The sequence below is a fragment of the Thiocapsa sp. genome (assembly GCF_035467215.1).
In the GTDB taxonomy this organism is placed as follows: Bacteria; Pseudomonadota; Gammaproteobacteria; order Chromatiales; family Chromatiaceae; genus Thiocapsa.
Genome location: NZ_DATITZ010000078.1, coordinates 1 through 18800, shown reverse-complemented (window position 1 = coordinate 18800; position 18800 = coordinate 1). Strand labels below are relative to the sequence as shown.

At 65.2% G+C, this 18800-nt stretch carries 23 protein-coding genes; 7 read left to right on the top strand and 16 right to left on the bottom strand.

Annotated elements, in window-relative coordinates; translation table 11 throughout:
- Positions 1 to 233: 233 nt before the first annotated feature.
- The 10 genes from VLR48_RS04080 to VLR48_RS04035 all read right to left on the bottom strand — a co-directional run bounded on the left by VLR48_RS04080 (position 234) and on the right by VLR48_RS04035 (position 7618).
- On the bottom strand, positions 234 to 1244 hold the full coding sequence (locus VLR48_RS04080) for a LysR family transcriptional regulator (protein WP_414718576.1): 1011 nt from the start codon (positions 1242 to 1244) through the stop codon (positions 234 to 236).
- A 38-nt stretch (positions 1245 to 1282) separates the two neighbouring features.
- The gene (locus tag VLR48_RS04075) at positions 1283 to 1564 is read right to left on the bottom strand and encodes a hypothetical protein (protein WP_325290553.1); all 282 of its coding nucleotides are present in this window, start codon (positions 1562 to 1564) and stop codon (positions 1283 to 1285) included.
- Positions 1557 to 1826, bottom strand: coding sequence for a 4a-hydroxytetrahydrobiopterin dehydratase (locus tag VLR48_RS04070; protein ID WP_325290552.1), 270 nt, complete (start codon positions 1824 to 1826; stop codon positions 1557 to 1559). The genes VLR48_RS04075 and VLR48_RS04070 overlap by 8 nt, the downstream gene beginning before the upstream one ends.
- A gap of 12 nt (positions 1827 to 1838) precedes the next feature.
- The gene (locus tag VLR48_RS04065) at positions 1839 to 2315 is read right to left on the bottom strand and encodes a ferritin-like domain-containing protein (protein ID WP_325290551.1); all 477 of its coding nucleotides are present in this window, start codon (positions 2313 to 2315) and stop codon (positions 1839 to 1841) included.
- A gap of 54 nt (positions 2316 to 2369) precedes the next feature.
- Positions 2370 to 2678 carry a BMC domain-containing protein gene (locus tag VLR48_RS04060; RefSeq protein WP_093036077.1) on the bottom strand — a complete coding sequence of 103 codons (309 nt, stop codon included), beginning with the start codon at positions 2676 to 2678 and terminating at the stop codon, positions 2370 to 2372.
- Positions 2679 to 2830: 152 nt separating this feature from the next.
- The gene (locus VLR48_RS04055) at positions 2831 to 3136 is read right to left on the bottom strand and encodes a BMC domain-containing protein (RefSeq protein ID WP_093036074.1); all 306 of its coding nucleotides are present in this window, start codon (positions 3134 to 3136) and stop codon (positions 2831 to 2833) included.
- Between the two features lie 122 nt (positions 3137 to 3258).
- Positions 3259 to 3555, bottom strand: coding sequence for a carboxysome peptide B (locus VLR48_RS04050; RefSeq protein ID WP_325290550.1), 297 nt, complete (start codon positions 3553 to 3555; stop codon positions 3259 to 3261).
- On the bottom strand, positions 3555 to 3830 hold the full coding sequence (locus VLR48_RS04045; RefSeq protein ID WP_325290549.1) for a carboxysome peptide A: 276 nt from the start codon (positions 3828 to 3830) through the stop codon (positions 3555 to 3557). Before VLR48_RS04045 ends, VLR48_RS04050 begins: the two co-directional genes overlap by 1 nt.
- On the bottom strand, positions 3830 to 5551 hold the full coding sequence (locus tag VLR48_RS04040; RefSeq protein WP_325290548.1) for a carboxysome shell carbonic anhydrase: 1722 nt from the start codon (positions 5549 to 5551) through the stop codon (positions 3830 to 3832). Before VLR48_RS04040 ends, VLR48_RS04045 begins: the two co-directional genes overlap by 1 nt.
- Positions 5552 to 5641: 90 nt before the next feature.
- Positions 5642 to 7618, bottom strand: a complete 1977-nt coding sequence (locus VLR48_RS04035; protein WP_325290547.1) for a CsoS2 family carboxysome shell protein — start codon at positions 7616 to 7618, stop codon at positions 5642 to 5644.
- A gap of 241 nt (positions 7619 to 7859) precedes the next feature.
- Between VLR48_RS04035 and VLR48_RS04030 the strand changes: the two genes are divergently transcribed.
- Complete coding sequence (locus VLR48_RS04030) at positions 7860 to 8027, top strand: hypothetical protein (RefSeq protein ID WP_325290546.1); 168 nt, start codon at positions 7860 to 7862, stop codon at positions 8025 to 8027.
- Positions 8028 to 8293: 266 nt separating this feature from the next.
- Here VLR48_RS04030 and VLR48_RS04025 read toward each other — a convergent pair whose 3' ends face one another.
- Positions 8294 to 8638 (bottom strand): ribulose bisphosphate carboxylase small subunit, encoded by a 345-nt coding sequence (locus tag VLR48_RS04025; protein WP_007195595.1) that lies wholly within the window; start codon positions 8636 to 8638, stop codon positions 8294 to 8296.
- Positions 8639 to 8848: 210 nt separating this feature from the next.
- On the bottom strand, positions 8849 to 10264 hold the full coding sequence (locus tag VLR48_RS04020) for a form I ribulose bisphosphate carboxylase large subunit (protein WP_325290545.1): 1416 nt from the start codon (positions 10262 to 10264) through the stop codon (positions 8849 to 8851).
- Between the two features lie 322 nt (positions 10265 to 10586).
- On the opposite strand from VLR48_RS04020, the gene VLR48_RS04015 reads away from it, so the two are divergent.
- Positions 10587 to 12251: a SulP family inorganic anion transporter gene (locus tag VLR48_RS04015; RefSeq protein ID WP_325290544.1), complete on the top strand. Its 1665-nt coding sequence runs from the start codon at positions 10587 to 10589 to the stop codon at positions 12249 to 12251.
- Between the two features lie 109 nt (positions 12252 to 12360).
- Positions 12361 to 13407: a cyclopropane-fatty-acyl-phospholipid synthase family protein gene (locus VLR48_RS04010; RefSeq protein ID WP_325290543.1), complete on the top strand. Its 1047-nt coding sequence runs from the start codon at positions 12361 to 12363 to the stop codon at positions 13405 to 13407.
- 64 nt (positions 13408 to 13471) lie between these two features.
- On the opposite strand, the gene VLR48_RS04005 is transcribed toward VLR48_RS04010, so the two are convergent.
- Positions 13472 to 13672: a DUF2892 domain-containing protein gene (locus VLR48_RS04005; RefSeq protein WP_325290542.1), complete on the bottom strand. Its 201-nt coding sequence runs from the start codon at positions 13670 to 13672 to the stop codon at positions 13472 to 13474.
- Positions 13673 to 13951: 279 nt separating this feature from the next.
- Between VLR48_RS04005 and VLR48_RS04000 the strand changes: the two genes are divergently transcribed.
- Positions 13952 to 14521, top strand: coding sequence for an L-threonylcarbamoyladenylate synthase (locus VLR48_RS04000; RefSeq protein ID WP_325290541.1), 570 nt, complete (start codon positions 13952 to 13954; stop codon positions 14519 to 14521).
- Between the two features lie 61 nt (positions 14522 to 14582).
- Here the strand turns inward: VLR48_RS04000 and VLR48_RS03995 are convergent, their stop codons facing one another.
- Together VLR48_RS03995 and nhaD are read right to left on the bottom strand one after the other, a co-directional pair.
- Entirely contained in the window at positions 14583 to 15128 is a 546-nt protein-coding gene (locus VLR48_RS03995; protein WP_325290540.1) for a thermonuclease family protein, read from the bottom strand.
- Positions 15129 to 15155: 27 nt separating this feature from the next.
- Positions 15156 to 16622 carry a sodium:proton antiporter NhaD gene (gene nhaD, locus VLR48_RS03990; RefSeq protein ID WP_325290539.1) on the bottom strand — a complete coding sequence of 489 codons (1467 nt, stop codon included), beginning with the start codon at positions 16620 to 16622 and terminating at the stop codon, positions 15156 to 15158.
- A gap of 244 nt (positions 16623 to 16866) precedes the next feature.
- Between nhaD and VLR48_RS03985 the strand changes: the two genes are divergently transcribed.
- The 3 genes from VLR48_RS03985 to VLR48_RS03975 all read left to right on the top strand — a co-directional run bounded on the left by VLR48_RS03985 (position 16867) and on the right by VLR48_RS03975 (position 18530).
- Entirely contained in the window at positions 16867 to 17370 is a 504-nt protein-coding gene (locus VLR48_RS03985; RefSeq protein ID WP_325290538.1) for an acyl-CoA thioesterase, read from the top strand.
- Between the two features lie 284 nt (positions 17371 to 17654).
- The gene (locus VLR48_RS03980) at positions 17655 to 17987 is read left to right on the top strand and encodes a type II toxin-antitoxin system prevent-host-death family antitoxin (protein ID WP_325290537.1); all 333 of its coding nucleotides are present in this window, start codon (positions 17655 to 17657) and stop codon (positions 17985 to 17987) included.
- Between the two features lie 24 nt (positions 17988 to 18011).
- Positions 18012 to 18530, top strand: coding sequence for a DUF3368 domain-containing protein (locus tag VLR48_RS03975; protein ID WP_325290536.1), 519 nt, complete (start codon positions 18012 to 18014; stop codon positions 18528 to 18530).
- Between the two features lie 61 nt (positions 18531 to 18591).
- Here VLR48_RS03975 and VLR48_RS03970 read toward each other — a convergent pair whose 3' ends face one another.
- A complete protein-coding gene (locus tag VLR48_RS03970; protein WP_325290535.1) occupies positions 18592 to 18729 on the bottom strand; it encodes a hypothetical protein in 138 nt (45 codons plus the stop codon).
- Between the last annotated feature and the right edge of the window lie 71 nt (positions 18730 to 18800).

Below are 18800 nucleotides of genomic sequence, written 5' to 3'. Positions count from 1 at the left end.
GTCGAGGTGCATGTTCCGGAGAGGTTCCGAGAGGCGCTATCCGGTCGCATCCCGGGCGCAGGCGGGCGAGGCCGCTGCGTATCTTTGGGTTACCCGCGAGACGATCGATCCTGGGCGGCGCGTGCGGCTGGGGCGACGCTTGGTCGTTTATCGGCCGGACGTGTCGGCCTAAGCGCTGCGGCCGCGAGCTGCAACCGCGCCGGAGCAAGGTCGGGCCGACCGTACGCGATCGCTCACGTTGGTCGCGGGGTGCGCAGGATGTCGTAGGTTCGCTCGAGCGAGGCGGAGATCTCGCGCTCGCGGTCGACGGCAAAGGCCAGGAATGCCTTGGCGATGGTCGAAAGATCGCGACCCTTCGGGTGGACCAGATACCAAGTCCGCTCGATCGGGAAGCCCTCGACGTCCAACATGACGAGACGCCCAGCCCCCCCGTCGAGCGTGAGTGTGTGCAGCGAGAGTACGGAGATGCCCAGACCGGCGATGATGGCGTGCTTGATCGCCTCGTTGCTGCCGAGCTCCATGCGCACGTTCGGGCGTAGGCCCCGTTCGGCGAAGCGGCGCACCACCGAGTCGCGGATGCCCGAGCCGGGCTCGCGCAGCAGAAACCGCTCCTGCGCCAGCCGCTCCATCGTGATGCCGGTCTCGCGGGCCAGGGGATGATCGTTGCGCGCAAGGACGATCAAGGGGTTGGGGGCCAGATAGGTGGCCTCGACGTCCAGACCCGCGCCGCCGGGCTCGCCGAAGATGTAGAGGTCGTCGTCGTTCGCGTCCATCCGCTCGATGATCCGCGTGCGGTTGGTGACCTTCAACGTGACATCGATCCCCGGGAATTGCTCGCAGAAGGCGCCCAGGATCTCGGGGGCGAAGTATTTCGCCGTCGTGATGACGCCGAGGCGAAAGCGCCCGCTCTTGAGCCCTTTGAGGTCGGCGAGCTTGATCTCGAGGTCCGTGAGTGTGCGCAGGATGGTGCGGCACGCGGTGTAGGCCTCGCGGCCCGCATCGGTCGGCTCGACGTTGCGACCCACATGCAGGAACAGCGGGGTGCCGACCGTGTCGGTCAACTTCTTGATCTGCATCGAGACCGTGGGCTGCGTCAGGAACATCTCCTCGGCGGCGCGCGTGAAGCTGCCCAGACGCACGATGGCCTCGAGGAGTTGCAGCTGACGCAAGGTGGCGTGTCGCACGAAGCGACCGGTCGCCTCGCTTTGGGCAGCGGCTTTTTGGGTTGCGTTCGCCGCGGTCATCGGGTCGCCTTGCTCACGCGCGATGGCCCGATGGACGCTCAGTCCGGCCAAACACGCCGTGACCGTTGCGCACCGCTTGATGTGGCCGTGGTTTTGACCGAAGCGCGCTGCTTGTCCGCGACCGCCGCAGGACGGAGCGCAATCTTGGCCTTCTCGGTCTTCGGCGTGGTTGTCGAGCCGGCCGTGGTGGCCCGAGACGCCGCTTTCGGCTTGGTGGAGGTCGTGCGCGGCCCGGCCGAGGGTGCCGACGGATCGGTCGGTGCCCTGGTGGCTTCGCGGGCGGCTTCGGGTGCGGCCTCTTTGGGGTCTGAATTACTCATCGAGGGTCTTCTCGGTTTCCAGCAGCGCATCGATCCGGCGGGCGAACTGCCGAAGCGGCTCTGCTACCTCGGTCGCGTGGTCCTCGGCATGTAACGTGATGTTCACGTAGGTCCGCCCGAAGCTCATGTCCGGATAGATCGCGAGGCGCTCCGAGAGGCTCGCCGCCCGGTCCAGAAAATCGCGGGTGGCCTCGTAGTCGGCAAACTCCAAACGCCGTTCGAGGCGAACGGGACGCTGACGTTCGTTCCAGCCTTGATTCATGACGGGGATCCCTTAAAAGTAGGCGCGTTCCGAGGGGTCGCGATAGCGCGGGACACCAAGCGAGGCCAGCCAGTCATCGATCTCGCGGGCGTGGGCGGATTCCTCGTTCAGCAGCGCCTCGAAGAAGTCGCCGTTCTCACGATCCCCGATGCGTCGACAGAAGATTACGGCCTCGCGGTAGAGGGCGACGATCTCGGCTTCAAGCACCGAGTCCTGAAGCAACAGATCGACCAGATTGCGCGAAACGCCGGCCGGACGCAGGTGCGAGCCGTTCGGCGCCACACCCAGCGCCAGCATGCGTTGGATGATGCGCTCGGCATGCTGCATCTCTTCGACCGTTTCCTCGCGCAGACGCCTTGCGGCCTCCGGTAACCCCCAGGCCTCCGCAAGCGAGGCCTGGGTCATGTACTGCTGGACAGCGGATAGCTCCAAGCTCAAGGCACGACCGAGATAGCCAAGGGTACGAGGATGAATGCGTGCGTGTCTCATGCTTCAACACCCTTGCCGCCGGTATCGAGCGGCCAATGGCTCAACGCCTCTCGATCAGTCGGCCGCCGCCGGCAGGGTCCGGTTCAGGATCGGCTCGACCTCGCGATGCGGGCGAGCAATGATGTGCGCAGCCACCAGACCGTCGCCGACGCGCTCGCAGGCATCGGCACCGGCACGCACCGCAGCGTTGACCGCGCCCGTCTCGCCGCGCACCAGCACGGTGACGTAACCGCCGCCGACGAACTCGCGCCCGATCAGGCGCACCTCGGCGGCCTTGGTCATGGCGTCGGCCGCTTCGATGGCGGGCACCAGGCCGCGCGTCTCGATCATCCCCAATGCAATCCCGTAGCTTTCACTGGCCATCTGTGCTCTCCAATCGTTAAGTGTCGTGTTGATGAGGTGGTTGCGACCTGCTTTAGGCTCTCATCCATGAGCCTCCAGCCTCCAGCTATCAGCCACTAGTCACTAGTCACTTGCCGTCAGCTGTCAGCTCGTCGCGTATTACTGACTGTTGTTCAGTCGACGGCCGGGCCGCCGACGGGGAGGATCGGCTCGACCTCGCGATGCGGACGGGCGATGATGTGCGCCGCCACCAGGCCATCGCCGACACGCTCGCAGGCGTCGGCACCGGCACGCACGGCGGCGTTGACCGCCCCCGTTTCGCCGCGCACCAGGACGGTCACGTAACCGCCGCCGACGAACTCGCGCCCGATCAGGCGCACCTCGGCGGCCTTGGTCATGGCATCCGCCGCTTCGATGGCGGGGACCAGTCCGCGGGTCTCGATCATGCCGAGCGCGATTCCGAATTTTTCGTTTGCCATCGTTTCTATCTCCTCTGTGTACCAAGTCGCCGCGGGCGATGCTGCCCGTTTGTCTTCAATCCAGATCTAAAGCTCTTCGTCGAGGCCGACCACGCCGGGCGATTCCGTCCGGGTTCATGCCCTCATGCCGCTCGGGCGGTGGCGACGGCAATCGGCTCGACCGCCGCAGCTCGCTCCTCTTCCCAGCGATCGATGATCCCGCCGATCGTCAGGTCGGTGAGGATCCCTGCGTCTCCCATCGCATACCGGGCAGCCGATCCGCTGACCACGAAGACCCAGTCGCCGGGTCGGGCATCCACCGGGTCGGTCGCGACGTAGTGCTTGCCTTTCGTGTCCTGCAGCAGCCGCAGATCCCAATGCCCGAGTCCGGTGACGCGATGCGTGCAGACCAGCGATCCGATGACCTGCCTGATCTCCATCAGCCTGCACCTCGCGACCCGGCGGAACCCGTCTCGGGCGGCCAATGATCGATAATGCCGACGATGGTCAGGTCGCTCGGATACTCCTTGCTGCCGGCCGCCTCGCGCGCCGCGGAGCTGCCGACACAGATCACCCAGTCGCCCGGCACGCAGCCGACCGCATCGACCGCGACCTGTTGTGTGCTCCCGTCGCGCACCACCAAGAGGTGTTTGTGCTCGAACCCCGGAATCCGGTTGGTCGAGACCAGGGGGCGCTCCACCTGACAGATCTTCATCAGTGGCCTCCCGCCGTCGGGGCGGTCAGCGAACATCCGACGACCTCGATGCCGGTACCCGCGTCGCTGTCGCGCACGACGAGCAAGCGGTGCAGCAGGCCGCGGTCGTCGAGATCGGCGAACCGGCCGGCGAGCGCGGCATCGAGCCGCCGACAGCGTGTCGTTGCGCGCTCGCGCGCACCCGGCACACCGCCGTGATAATCAAAGCGGATGACGATCGGGATCGGCAGACCGCGCGAGACATTGAGCCCGCCGAAGATCTTGCGCCCGACGTCCAGATCCGCAGCCCCTTCCTCGACCGTGTACAAATAGGCGAAATAGGTCAGGTTGCGCAGCTGGATCTCCTCGAACCCGATGCCCACACCCACGAAGCGCTCGGCGTGACCCGCATCCGCGTAGCGTCCGCCGTGCACCTGTCGCACATAGTCGATCTGCGACAGGTTGTTCTCGATCAGCCGCGCGACCAGCCGGAGCATGCCCGGATCGGCGGTTGCCGGGGCGTGTGCCTTGACCAGCTCGGCGACACGCGCACGCGCTGCGGTCGGCTCCAAGTCTCGGGTGATCGCGTAGACCTTGATCGCATCGACCGATTGCGTCAGATCCATACGGCCCTCGCCGTCGGGCACATGCACCCGGATGGCGTCCGTGTCCGTATCCATCCCGATCAGCAGCAGCGCCACCGAGGCACCGCAGCAGAAACCGTTCTCGACCGATTGGCGGAAGGCCAGGAGTCGGTCCAAGGCGGCCTGCGCAGCCGCCGCATCGTTCGATCCGTGGGCCGCGCAGCCCTGATGGTGCGGATCGACCGAGCTGTAGTGATAGATCACCGTCTTCAGATAGCGGGTCGGCGCATCCGCGGTGTTCGGTACGCCTTCGCGGAACCGCCCGAGCTCGACCTCGCCCCACTTGGAGACCGTGTTCTCGACATCGAACAAACCACCGGCGTAGGGCTTGCGCCGCACCGCGCCGAAGGGCAGACGCAGCACGTAGCTGATCGCATGGGCCAGGCGTCCGTCTGCGCAGGGCGTCACATCCAGCTGATGGAAGCCGCAGTCCTGGAGAAAGCGGTCGAAGGCATGGACCTCGCGCCCGCCGAGCGGGTCGTTCGCGAAGAAGTCCTCCGCCATCCGACGGTAGTTCTCGAACACGCACCAGGCAAACAGACGGCGCAGGTCGAGCTGAGTCACCCAGGCGTCCGCAAGCATGTACTCGGGCAGATCGAATCCCAGCTCGGCCCGGGCAATCGACTGCGCGTGCTGCTCGAAATCGGACTCATGCTGGAGCGCCGAGATCTGCTTGAGCACGGGCACGATCCGGTCGAACGCCGTCTTGACCCGGTCCTCGTAGCGATGCAGCCGTGCATTGCCGTCACGATCGGTGAGCGGGTGGAGCCCGTTCGGGCCCGGAGCACGCCCGCCGGCTGCCTCCGCAACGACCGCCCGCGCGGTCTGGCGCGACATCCGTTGCGAGGCACCCGCGCCGGCCGTCCGAGCCGAGGGCCGCGGGCGCATCCGGGGGGCACGTGCCGCTGCAGGCCGCCCGGTCTGTTCCTGCTTGGCCAGCTCCGACCTGGCCAGCTCCGGCGTTGCCGTTTCCGGCATCGCCGTGGCCGCAACCGAGACAGACTCGCCCTGTTCCCGCGACCGATAAGCCTGCGCGGCGGGTTCGTGTGCGGACGCCCAGATCAGGCTCGCTCGGGTTGGACGGCGTTGTCTCGACATGACCTCGTTGTCTCGTCAGATTCCGATGTGGGCTCGCGTATGGCTCGGTCGGGAAGACCCGATCTCCCGGGTTGTTCCCGTGTCCGGGGCTCAGCCCCTCGCTCCACCCGAGTAGGTGATGAGCGAACCGCGTTCCGTGTTGCCGCTGGCCCCGGTGACTCGACTCACCGGCGCAGGAAGCTCCTCGTTGCGCTTAGGCTTGACGGCAGCCATCGCGGCCATCGGACCCGGGCGGGTAGGGTTGCGGCGCCGTGCAGAGGGACCCTCGGTCCCGGTCACACGCTCGCCACGCTCCCAATCGTCACCCGTGATCTTGGTTCCGGCGGCTTGCCCCTCGCCCGTCACACGGGAGCGGACCGCTGCGGGCGACGCATCGACCCCTGCCGTCTCGGCGGGCGCCATCTGCAACAGATTTCCCGGCACGGACGGGCCACGGTCGAAGCGAAACTGCTCAGTGCCCGTGATCTTGCCCGTGCCCATCCCGAAAGGGCCGGTAATCCTCCCCTCCTGCTCGTAGAGGGTGCCCGTCACGCCGCTTCCTTGGCTCGCCTGAAACGCCTGCCGTGCCGGCGACTCGACACTGAAGCTTTGCCAGGGCGCGGCCTCGATCGGTTGAGGCAGCAGCTGGGGAAAGTCGCTGTCGCCGGGGCGTGCAGCGCTTCCGCAGGTTTCTTCGAACTGGTCGCCGCCGACATAGGGCGTCCCGCTGATCTCTTCGCAAGCACCCCTTGAGGCACCTGTCATGACCCCGCCGATCCCCGGCTGGGTGCCGGTCATCCGCGCCGCCATCGCCGCAGCCATCGGGCGCATCCGCTCGGCGATCAGGCGCTGCTGCTCCGGGGCGCAATAGGTCGCCGTCTGCTCCAGTCCCGCATAGGGCGTGCCTGTGACGACCTTGCAGGTGCCGGGCTCGTCACCCGTGACCCGACCCGAGCGACCGGTCTGGGTGCCGGAGACCATCAGTCCTTTCGGCGTCGAGGACAGCCCGACCTTCGGTGCCTCCAGCGGTGCCGGCTGGATGCCGCAGAACTCCTTGTACTGTTCGGCGCCGACATATTCGTCGCCGGTCACCAGCCGACAGCTGCCGGGCTCGTCGCCGGTCAACTTCGCGCTGCGCCCGACTCGGGTGCCGGTCACGGAGCCGCCGCCGAGCGTCTGCGTCAGGTTGACCTTCGGCGGCGCCCTTTTCAGATCGGGCAGGTCGCCGTTGGCCGAGGCCATGTACTGGCTGCCGGTCGGCTGGATCCCCGCGCCGTGCTCGTTGCCCGTGACCTTGGGCGAGAGGCCCGGCAGGACACCCGAGACGGCACGACCGCCAGTGGTCTGGGTGCGCCCGGTCTGCCGCGGGTTCGGAGTCAACTGAACACCGCAGAACGCGCTGGCCTGCTCGGACGATAGATACTCGGTACCGGTCACGGTCTTGCAGGTCCCGGGCTCGTCGCCGGTCACCTTCGTCGAGCGTCCCACCTCGTTGCCGGTTACGGCGTTGCCGTGACTCGTCGTGGTGACGTGGACCTTCGGAGTCGGTTTGGGCGGCTCGGTCTGGCAAAACTCGCGGAAGATCTCGGCGCCCATGTATTCGGTTCCGGTGACCTCGCGACACACGCTCGGCTCGTCGCCCGTGACCGAGCGACTGCGACCGACCCGGGTGCCGGTCACGAATTGACCTTGTGCGGTCTCGCTCAGACCGACCTTCCAGGGCTGATCCTGCGCCCCGCCGACCGGACGCTCGCGTCCAGGTCTGACTCGCCCCGTCGCTTGGACCTTGCGCGTCCCGGCCGAGCCTGCGGCACTGCGATGGGCGCGAACGGTCTGGGCCAGATCGCGCCCGGACAGCTGCGGGTTGGCCTGTCGCGCGAGACTCGCCGTGGTCGCCGGGGTATTGACCGCGGCCTTGCCGCGCCCGGACGTGGCGGAGCGTCGTGCGAGTGCGAGCATGCGCCCCGTTGGTTTGACGGCAGTGATGCGCTTGGCGCTGCGTCGCGTCCCGTTGGTGGACGGATTGGTCACGGTGCCGAGAGACGATGCGCCCCGGCGATCCGAGGACAGGCGCGCTGCGTCCGCCATCGAGCCGCGCTCGTTTGCCTTTTCGGGATTTCCGCCGCAGCCGCAGCCGCAATCCGATCCTTCGTCGCGAGCGATCTTGGCCGCCGTTTTCGGCGCCGGGACGCGTGTTCGATCCGCCCTGCGATCAGCCCGCTTGCCGGCCTTGGACAGTGCCTCGCGCCGAGCCCTGGCCTCCGCGCGGCTGGTGCCGGCTGCAGATGCCGGAGCCTGAACCCGCCGAGCAGACGAGACGACCCTGGATGTGGAAGGTGCCGATGCGACACCACCCCACCCTGTGCTCGACACCGATTCCGTCGCGGCAGCCGGAGCAACCTTCTCCTGCGATGCCGTCGGGCGACGCACCGAAGCCGCCTCGGGCGAGCGGCTGCGCTCCGCCGCCCCGGGGGCTGCGCTGGTTCGCTTGCCCTGAGTGGACAAGGCACGGCGACGTGCCAGGGCCGCCTCGCGGCCGCTCGATCTCAGATTCGCTTTGCTGGGCATGGTCGTTCCCTTGGACGTGGAGCGCATGAGCGGTGATTGCCGCAGCGCGACAGAGCCCTGTCGCCGTTCGCATCACCGGCTCGGCGATCGCGCCGCCCGCTCGGTGTTGAAACACTGGATCTCGGGTGCTCGGCACCTTTAGGCTCGGCGGCACACGGAGGCACCGCCGGACCTAGACTACCGTCGGACTTGCGATCAGCCGCGACCCTCGAACACCACGAAGCAGGAGCCCTGACTCTGGGTGTAGTTGTCGTAGCCGGTCACGCGGACATGGTGATCCGGATAGGAGCGATGACACGCCTCGAGCTCGCTCACCACCTGCGCCAGGTCGGTCACGCCGAAGAAGGGCAGCTTCCACATGGTCCAGTAGTGGTTCATGGCCTTGCTGGGATGGATATGCTCGATACCCGGCGTCCAGCCCTGCGCGATGATGTAGGCGATCTGGTCGAAGATCTCCTCCTGGGTCATGGGCGGCAGAAACCCGAAGGTCTCCAGGGTGCGCTTGGTTTGGTAGTCGCCCGTGGTGCTTTGGAAAGGCATGGTTTCGGTCCTCGTTGTGCGAATGCGTTGGGTTCGAGTGTCGGAGCTTCTAGCCTCCAGCCCCCCGGCCTCCAGCGATCAGCTGCTGGCGGGGTTGAGTCCTGCCCGCCGCGCCGGGAGTCGCTTTACGACATCGCTCCGGCAGACTTGGATCTCATGGCCCGGGCCGCCTCGAGCAGGCGGCCGGGGGCAGGCGGCCTGAGGCCTTCTTCAACCTACGTCGAGCTTGTCGACCGTGTCGAACTCAAACTTGATCTCTTTCCAGGTCTCCATCGCGATCGCCAGTTCCGGGCTGTGCTTGGCCGCGTTGGTCATGATCTCGCGGGCCTCCTTCTCCAGCTCGCGACCCTCGTTGCGGGCCTTCACGCATGCTTCGAGTGCCACACGGTTGGCCGCGGCACCGGCCGCGTTGCCCCAGGGATGACCCTGAGTACCGCCGCCGAACTGCAGGACCGAGTCGTCGCCGAAAATCGTCACCAGCGCCGGCATGTGCCAGACGTGGATACCGCCGGAGGCGACGGCGAAGACGCCGGGCATGGAGCCCCAATCCTGGTCGAAGAAGATGCCGCGGGCGCGGTCTTCGGGGATGAAGGACTCGCGCAGCAGATCGACGAAGCCAAGCGTGGAGCCGCGATCGCCCTCGAGCTTACCCACGACCGTTCCGGTATGCAGATGGTCGCCGCCCGACAGACGCAGGCACTTGGCCAGCACGCGGAAGTGGATACCGTGCTTGGGATGACGGTCGATGACCGCGTGCATGGCGCGGTGGATGTGCAGCAGCATGCCGTTCTTGCGGCACCACTTGGCCAGACCTGTGTTGGCGGTGAAGCCACCGGTCAGGAAGTCGTGCATGACGATCGGCTGACCGAGCTCCTTGGCGAACTCGGCGCGCTCGTACATCTGCTCGGGGTCGGCAGCGGTCACGTTCAGATAGTGACCCTTGCGCTCGCCGGTCTCGGCCTGCGCCGCGGAGACTGCCTCGGCGACGAACTCGAAACGGTTCTGCCAGCGCATGAAGGGCTGGGAGTTGACGTTCTCGTCGTCCTTGGTCAGGTCCAGACCGCCGCGCAGACACTCGTAAACGGCACGGCCGTAGTTCTTGGCCGACAGGCCGAGCTTCGGCTTGATGGTTGCGCCCAGAAGCGGACGACCGTACTTGTTGAGCTTGTCGCGCTCGACCTGGATACCGCTCGGCGGACCCATGCAGGTCTTCACGTAGGCGATCGGGAAACGGATGTCTTCCAGGCGCAGATGACGCAGCGCCTTGAATCCGAACACGTTGCCGACGAGCGAGGTGAGCACGTTGACGACCGAGCCTTCCTCGAACAGATCGATCGGGTAGGCGATGAAGGCGTAGAACGCCTCCTTGTCGCCCGGCACGTCTTCGATGCGATAGGCGCGGCCCTTGTAGAATTCCAGGTCGGTCAGGAGCTCCGACCACACCGTACTCCAGGTCCCGGTCGAGGACTCCGCAGCCACGGCGGCGGCGACCTCTTCGCGCGGCACACCGGGCTGGCCGGTGCATTTGAAACAGGCCAAGAGGTCGGTGTCGAGGGGGACATAGTCCGGCGTCCAATACATGGCCCGGTATTCTTTTACACCGGCATCGTAGGTCTTCACGCTCATCGTCAGCTCCTGTGGTCTGTGCCTTGTCCGCCTCGCCTGCGGAGGCCGTTTCGAACTCTGGGTGTAACCTTACTATAGGGTTAGGTATAGAGAATATTCGAATTTCTCTATCAGTGGCATCGACGATTGTCTATGTGTTTCCGATGCCGTCACTTCGTTGCAAAATGTAGTCTATTACCGGCTGCTGATATGGTAATCGATTCGTCCTCGGCGAATCTATAGATCTTTCTCGATACAGTGATTGAGGAACTTCGATTATCGCTTACCTGACTCGGGCCGGATACTAGGGAAGCGTTTACAGTGGAAGACTTCGGGGTAATGCATGCGCGTACTCAACGAGATCCGTTTCGACAATCTTCGCGGTGACCTCTTCGGCGGTGTCACCGCTGCCGTCATCGCCCTGCCGATGGCGCTCGCGTTCGGGGTCGCGTCGGGAGCGGGCGCCGAGGCCGGACTCTACGGAGCGGTGCTGATCGGCCTGTTCGCCGCGCTCTTCGGGGGCACGCCGACACTCATCTCCGAGCCGACCGGCCCAATGACCGTGGTGTTCACCGCGGTGATTGCCTCGCTGATCGCCGCCAACCCCGAGCAAGGCATGGCGATGGCCTTCACCGTCGTGATGCTTGCGGGTCTGTTCCAGATTGCGTTCGGGGTGATGAAGCTCGGGCGCTATGTCACCATGATGCCCTTTACCGTCATCTCCGGCTTCATGTCGGGGATCGGCATCATCCTCGTCATCCTTCAGCTACCCGGACTGCTCGGACACGCGGCACCTGGCGGAGGGGTCATCGGAACCTTGCAGGCGTTGCCCGAGCTGATCGGATCGATCGATCCGAGGGAGGCCGCCTTGGCCGGGATGACGCTCGCCGTCCTCTTTCTCATGCCCGCCCGCGTCAAACGGATCCTTCCGCCGCAGCTGGTGGTCTTGGTCGCGGGCACCCTGATTGCGGTCTACTGGTTGGGCGATCAGGACATTCGGCGCATCGGTGAGATTCCCTCGGGTCTGCCCTCGCTGCAGCTTCCGGTGTTCACCATCGACCAGTGGCAGACCATCCTGATCGATGCGCTCGTTTTGGCGATGCTCGGCTCGGTGGATGCCCTGCTGACCTCGGTGATCGCAGGCAGCTTGACCCGCAAGCAGATCGACTCGGATAAGGAGCTGCTCGGTCAGGGTGTCGGCAACCTGGCATCGGGCCTCTTCGGCGGGCTTCCCGGGGCGGGAGCGACCATGGGGACGGTCGTAAACATCCAGGCCGGCGGGCGGACCGCGCTTTCGGGTCTGACCCGGGCGGCGATCCTCGCCGTGGTGGTGATCTGGGCGGGTGCCCTGACCGCGAAAATCCCTCTGGCGGTCCTCGCGGGCATTGCCGTGAAGGTCGGTATCGACATCATCGATTGGAGCTTCCTCGCCCGCGTTCATCGCGTGTCGATGAAAGGCGCCTTGATCACCTACGGGGTGATCGTGATGACAGTGTTCGTCGATCTGATTACCGCCGTGGCGATCGGCCTCTTCGTCGCCAATGTCCTCACCATTCGACGTCTGGCAGACGTGCAGGAAGAGTCCGTGTGTGTCCTCCCGGCACGGCGCAGGCAAGACGAGGCGCCCTGCGCCGGTTTGTCGCGCGAGGAGCGCTCGTTGCTTGCGCAAGGGCGCGGTCGGGTGAAGATCCTCTATCTCAGCGGCCCGCTGGTCTTCGGTGCTGCGGCCGCCATCAGTCGTCAGAGTCCCAAGCTCGAAGGCGCTCAGGCGGTCGTCATCGATCTGAGTCAGGTCCCGCACATGGGGGTGACGACCGCGGTTGCGGTCGAGTCGACGGTCCGCGATGCGCTCGCGCAAGGGCACGCGGTCTACATGGCCGGTGTGCACGGCCAGCCGCGCGAGCGCTTGGAGCACCTGGGTTTGCGCGGCGCCATGCGCCAGGATCGGTGGGTCGAAGATCGCGAGTCCGCATTGAAGCTTGCGTTGGAACAGTTGACGCCGCGGTAGCGTCGAGCCGGTACATCGGGAATTCCGTGCCGAGCCTTCTTGCCCTCGGGGCTCCTCGCCAATACCTCCGGATCACCGCGGTATCACGGGACGAACGAGGAAAACGACGATGGTGAGTGCGACAGAGACGGCGATCCGCTGGGTCGAGCGAGGTAAGGTTCCCGACAGCGTGACACGCAGCGGCATTCGTGCATTGCTGCGCGGACGCCTGGCGACCTTGCCGACGGAGGATTGCGAGGCGGCGATGCGCGAGAAGCGCGACTTCATCGCCATGATGGATGCGTCCCCGATCGCAGAGGTGCCGGAGCGTGCGAACGAGCAGCACTATGAGCTGCCGGCCTCGTTCTTCGATCTCGTGTTGGGGCCGCGTCGCAAATACAGCTCTTGCTACTGGCCCGAGAGCAGCACGTCGCTCGAAGAGGCGGAAGAGGCGTCCTTGGCGATCACGGCCGAGCGGGCCGGGATCCAAGACGGCGATCGGGTGCTGGAGTTGGGCTGCGGCTGGGGCGCCTTGAGCCTGTACCTGGCCGAGCAGTTTCCGGGCTCCCGGATCACCGGGGTCTCGAACTCGAGCGGGCAGCGCGCCTTCATCGAGGCGGAGCGCGATCGACGGGGTCTCACGAACCTGGAGATCGTCACGGCGGACATGAACGATTTTCAGGCCGACGGCCAGTACGATCGGATCGTGTCGCTCGAGATGTTCGAGCACATGCGCAACCATCGCAAGCTGTACGCCCGCGTCCACGATTGGCTCAAGCCGGGCGGGCGCTTCCTGATGCACATCTTCGTCCATCGCGAACATCCCTATCCTTTCGAGGACGTCGGCCCGAGCGACTGGATGAGTCACTACTTCTTCGCGGGCGGCATCATGCCGAGCGACGATCTACCACTGCATTTTCAGGAGCATCTCAAGCTGGTGACGCGCTGGCGCTGGGACGGTCGGCATTACGAGCGCACGCTCAATGCCTGGCTGGAGCGGATGGATGCCGCACGCGATCGGGTCTGGCGGATTCTCGAAGAGACTTACGGCAGCGATCAAGCTGGGGTCTGGTGGATGCGCTGGCGCCTGTTCTTCATGGCCTGCGCCGAGCTGTTCGGGTATCGAAAGGGACAGGAATGGTACGTGAGCCACTATCTCTTCGAGCGTCCGGCCTGAGCCCGCACCGCCGGTCACGATCCGTAAAGGGCCCGTGACCGGGGTCCGGTGACTGGGGCCTAGATCAAGCCTTGTCGTCCTTATTCGTGTTGATGTTCAGCGGCATGTACGCGGGGCAGGTGCCGATCGCGCCGGTCGCAAGCACGACTAAGCCGATGATCGAGAAGAGCACCGTGTTCGTGATGATGCCCAGGAAAACCAGAACGCCGCCGGCAGCCAGACGGATGTTACGATCGGTCTTACCAACATTTTTGATCAGGGTCATGAAGTCAACTCCGTTGTGCAAAAGGAAAAAAGAGGTTGAGCGCGTGCCGGGCTTCGCCGAAGGCGCGGGATGTGCGAGGCTGGTCCCGATGGACTCGCCCGTTTGGCCCGGCCGCTCCTGCATCGGTTACCGTCGGCGGGAAAGGATACAGTATACCCATTCCCGGTCTCTGGGTTCGTTGCGATCCGGCAATGCGTGCCGACGATCGCCCTGCGGCCGTGACCCGGCGCGAGCCTCCGATGCCTTCGTGGGATCACCGGCGCTGCGCTTGGTTCCCCGATGACATCGGCGTCTCTTCCGAACCAGCGGCTTCGGCGTGCCGCCCGCATCATCGCGGACGGTGGCGTGGTTGCCTATCCGACCGAGGCCGTGTTCGGCTTGGGTTGCGATCCCCGAAACGGCGATGCGGTCGCGCGGATTCTGAGGATGAAGCGTCGTGATGTCGCCAAGGGATTGATCCTGATCGCCGCGGATCCGAGCCAGCTCGAACCCTTCGTCCTGCCGCTCACGGCCGATCGGATGGCGGAGATCAGAGCCAGCTGGCCGGGGCCGAATACCTGGCTGCTGCCGGCGCGGCCCGAGACACCGCGATGGCTCACCGGGCGCTTCGACACCCTTGCGGTTCGGGTCACCGCACATCCGCTTGCCACCGCGCTCTGCCGCGCCTATGGCGGCGCCATCGTCTCCACGAGTGCCAATCAAGCGAGCCGACGACCGGCCCGGACGGCCTTGCAGGTCCGCTTGGCGCTCGACGAGCGCCCGGACATGATCCTCGCCGGTGCCTGTGTCGGCTCTGATCAGCCCTCGCGTATCCGCGACGGGCGGACGGGGCGGATATTGAGGGTTTGATCGAGCAGGGGAGGTCGCGATCGTCCTCAGGGCAGGATGCCGGTGTTCCCCATCCCGCACCTCAACGCCGATGTCGGAAGGTCCAAGGCGTCTGGTGCTCTCCTCGGGTGCCCCAAATTCCCAGCTCGGCGTTACGGGCGCTACGCTCCGCGCGGAAGAAACGCGACTCCTCGCAATAACGAGGATAGACCGCAGCCTGCCCCTGTTTGACCTGCTCGAGGTTCAACGAGAGTCGTTCGCCGTCGGCGTTGTAGACCTCGGCGACCGTGCGCCCGAATCGGTCGGTCTCCACTGCTCGCATCTCGACCCGATCCGTGGCAATTCGCTTCAGGTGTGCTCGGGACCGATCGCCCCAGGGCTTTTGGCCCTTCTCGGGCGCGTCGACGCAGTACAGGCGAACCTCGACGGACTTCCCGCCACAGGTCAGCCGGAGCGAATCTCCATCCAGCACCTGATTCAAGGCGCAGAGTCGACCCGACCCGGCGAATGACCAATCGACCGGGATCAGACCCGGTCCCCAACGTTCGATGATCCAAGCGCCGGTCACGGCCAGTGCGATCAGAAGGCTCGGGAGGGCGGGGCCACGCCCTCGCCACCATCGCCTCATCGGCGCGCTCCCCGCGGCAGCGCGCCGTCAGCCATTGAGCCACAAATGAACCACGATGCTCGCGAAATACCCCAAGGCAATCTCCGGCGTCCAGCGCAGATGCGCGAAAAAGGTATAGACACCGCGAGCCTGACCCATGAGGGCGACCCCGGCCGCCGACCCGATCGACAGTAGCGACCCGCCCACCCCGGCGGTCAGGGTGACCAGGAGCCACTGCGTCTGGTCCATGTCCGGATTCATGGTCAGGACGGCGAACATCACGGGGATGTTGTCGACGACGGCGGACATGAGGCCGATGGCTACGTTGGCGGGGATCGGCCCCCATTGCTCATACATCACATTCGAGGCCATGCCCAGATAGCCGATGAACCCGAGCCCGCCGACACAGAGTACGACCCCGTAGAAGAACAGCAGTGTGTCCCACTCGGCCCGTGCGACCTTGTTGAACACGTCGAACGGCGTGATGTCGCCGATCAGGTTCGCACGCTCGACGTTGCGCTTCTGCCAGCCGTGATGGCTCATCCGCAGATAAAAGCCGAAGAACTGCAGATACCCGAGCCCGGTCAGCATGCCGATGACCGGCGGTAGGTGCAGGAAGTTGTGGAAGGCGACCGCCGTTGCGATCGTCAGCAGGAACAGCAGGATGATGCGCCTGGCGCCGCGTCGCATGTGGATGTCCACCGGTGCTGTTTCGGTCTCGCGTTCGGCGGCTCGGTGGTACGAGAAGGATACCCGTCGAGTCGGTTTCGCCGGCGCCGTTTCGGGCTTGATGTCGGGCTTGATATCGGGCACGGCGTGATGCATGAAGAAAGCGGGTATCAGAAAATTGACCAGTGCCGGGATAAAGAGATCGAAAAACCCGAAGAAATCGATGATGCCCTTCTGCCAGACCATCAGGGTCGTGATGTCGCCGAAGGGGCTGAAGGCACCGCCGGCGTTCGCCGCGACCACGATGTTGATACAGGCCAGGGTCACGAAACGGGTATTGTCGCCGCCCACCGCCATGACCACCGCGCACATCAAGAGCGCCGTGGTCAGGTTGTCCGCCACCGGCGAGATGACGAACGCCAGTCCGCCCGTCATCCAGAAGAGCGCTCGTAGACCGAAGCCCTTGCGGATCAACCAGGCACGCAAGGCATCGAAGACCTGGCGCTCCTGCATGGCGTTGATGTAGGTCATCGCGACCAGGAGGAAGAGCATCAGCTCGGTGTATTCGAGGAAGTTGTGCCGTACCGCCGTTTCGGCCTCGTGGGTCAGGCCGTTCTGCGAATAGACGTAGGCGATCAACGCCCAGATCAGGCCTGCCGCGATGATGACCGGCTTGGACTTGCGCAGGTGCAGGAATTCCTCGGCCATCACCAGCAAATAGGCGATGACGAAGATGATCAGGGCCGCGTAGCCGACGGTGTGTGCGGTCAAGTCGATCCACTGCCCGGACTCGCTCGCGAGCGAGAGGCCCGGCACGAGCAGCGCAAAAAGACCCAAGTAGGGCATAAGCGAAAGGCGTCCGGGGGCACGCATCATGATGAAACCTGCTGAGATGGAGTGTCGGAGCCGCTGGCGAGCGGGTCGGTGTTAAAGTCGAACGCGCGTTGCAATCTCGCGTGCCTGTGTCGGCAATCCATGCCGCGGACGCCGTCACCCCACGCGACAAGCCGCAACCTTACGCGCGCGAGCCGTGCGTCGACGGCGGCGCTCACGATACTAGCGGATTCCTCCAGCGCCAAGCGGGTTTTACATGGAACAGCAACACAAGACCTTGACCATGACCCTTCTGATGACCCCCGACATGGCCAATTTCTCGGGCCATGTTCACGGCGGGGCCACCCTGCGGCTGCTCGACCAGGTCGCCTACGCCTGCGCCGCGCGCTATTCCAACCACTACGTGGTCACGCTCTCGGTGGATCAGGTCTTCTTCCGCCAGCCGCTGCGCGTCGGCGAGCTGGTCACCTGCCTGGCCTCGGTCAACTACACGGGCAACACCTCGATGGAGGTGGGGATCCGGGTCATCGCCGAGGACATCATCCACAAGACCACCCGCCACGCCATGACCTCCTACTTCACCATGGTGGCGGTCGATGACCAGGGGCGTCCCGTGAAGGTGCCCGCGCTGCAGATCGAAACACCCAACGAGCGCCGTCGCTACGAGAGCGCGGCCCTGCGGCGGGAGTTTCGGCGCGAGATCGAGCGGCGCAACGACGAGATTCGGCAGGTGCATAAGAGCCGGGCGGGGGAGTTGTGACGGCCGCGACCAATGCGTCGTTCGGGTCGGTCCCGGGTCGTCGCGGTGAGCTCGACAACAATTAACGCGAAGAACACAAAGAACGCGAAAACGTTCAATGCCTTGCCTCATTGACGGAAGACCTGACGCGGCTGTGCGCGCGAATCAGTTCGCACCTACACGCCGGTTTTACCTGTTCCGGAAATCACCTTGGCGGCTTCGGATGCAGACGCCTGGTAGGCCACCGGGCAGTGCGTGACGTTTTTTGTGCTACGCTGCGTGGGCACACTAATATGAGGCAGATGATGGAAACGCTCGATGTCTTCTCGGTTCGGGAACTGCGTACTCGCTCTGGCGATCTGCTGAGGGACGCCGAGCTCGGACAACTCGCGCTCATCACGAAACATGGCCGTCCCGCGATTCTCGCCGTGCCGTTCGACCGACGGTTGCTCGATCAAGGCGTGCATCGCGCCTTGGCGCTGACCCTGTTCGAGAACCGGCAACTGACACTCGCCCAAGCCGCGAAGGTTGCGGGGCTCTCGCTGGATGGGTTCATCGATCTGCTGGGATCGCTTGGCCTAGCTGCCGTGGATTATCCGGCAGAGGAGTTGGCGGATGAGCTTGACGCGGCCTTGTGAGGGCGGGTTGACGGGCGGGTCACAATGAACAGGATCGTCGTCGCGGACGCCGGGCCACTGATCGCCCTGGCTCGGATCGAGCACCTGTCGCTGCTGTTCGCGCTCTACGGATCCGTGGTGGTTCCGGAGGCCGTGCTTACCGAGCTGTGCGTGGAGTCCGGTCGGCCCGGGGCGCGAGTCTTGTCGGCCGCACTCGCCGAGGGTGTCATCGAGTCGCGGGCGCTTCCACGCAGTTGCGAGGCGAACATGGCCAGTCTCGGTCTATTGCTCGACGCCGGGGAATCAGCGGCCATCCTGTTGGCGCAGGAAACGCGGTGCCGCTTCCTCCTGATCGATGAGCGCCGCGGACGACAGATCGCCCGGCGCCTTGGAATTCCCGTGGTCGGACTGGCCGGAGTGCTGCTGGCCGCCAAACAGCACGGTCTGCTGGAGTCTGTCGGGTCGGTGTTGGCAGCCCTGTCGCGACAGGGCTATCGGCTTTCGGATGCGCTGGTCGCAGAGGTCTTGCGATTGGCCGGAGAGACTCCTTGGCAGGATGAATGACTCGCCTGTCGTGAAGTCCTTTACCGGGACGAAGAGCGGCGCGCAGGCCTTCCGGCAGGGCTCACAGCGCCGCAATCTTCTGCCGTTGTGCCTGCAGGTTGCCGATCGCCGTGGACTGCTCGGCGAGACGGGCGCGCTCCTTGTCGACGAAGCTCGAGTTGGCGAGCTTTTGCCCGATCCGCGTGTCTGCCGGGGACATACCACCGTTGTTTCATCCGTTCTTCTTTACTATTAAACGTGGTTTGTGATGCGCCAGGACAAACTGGCAAG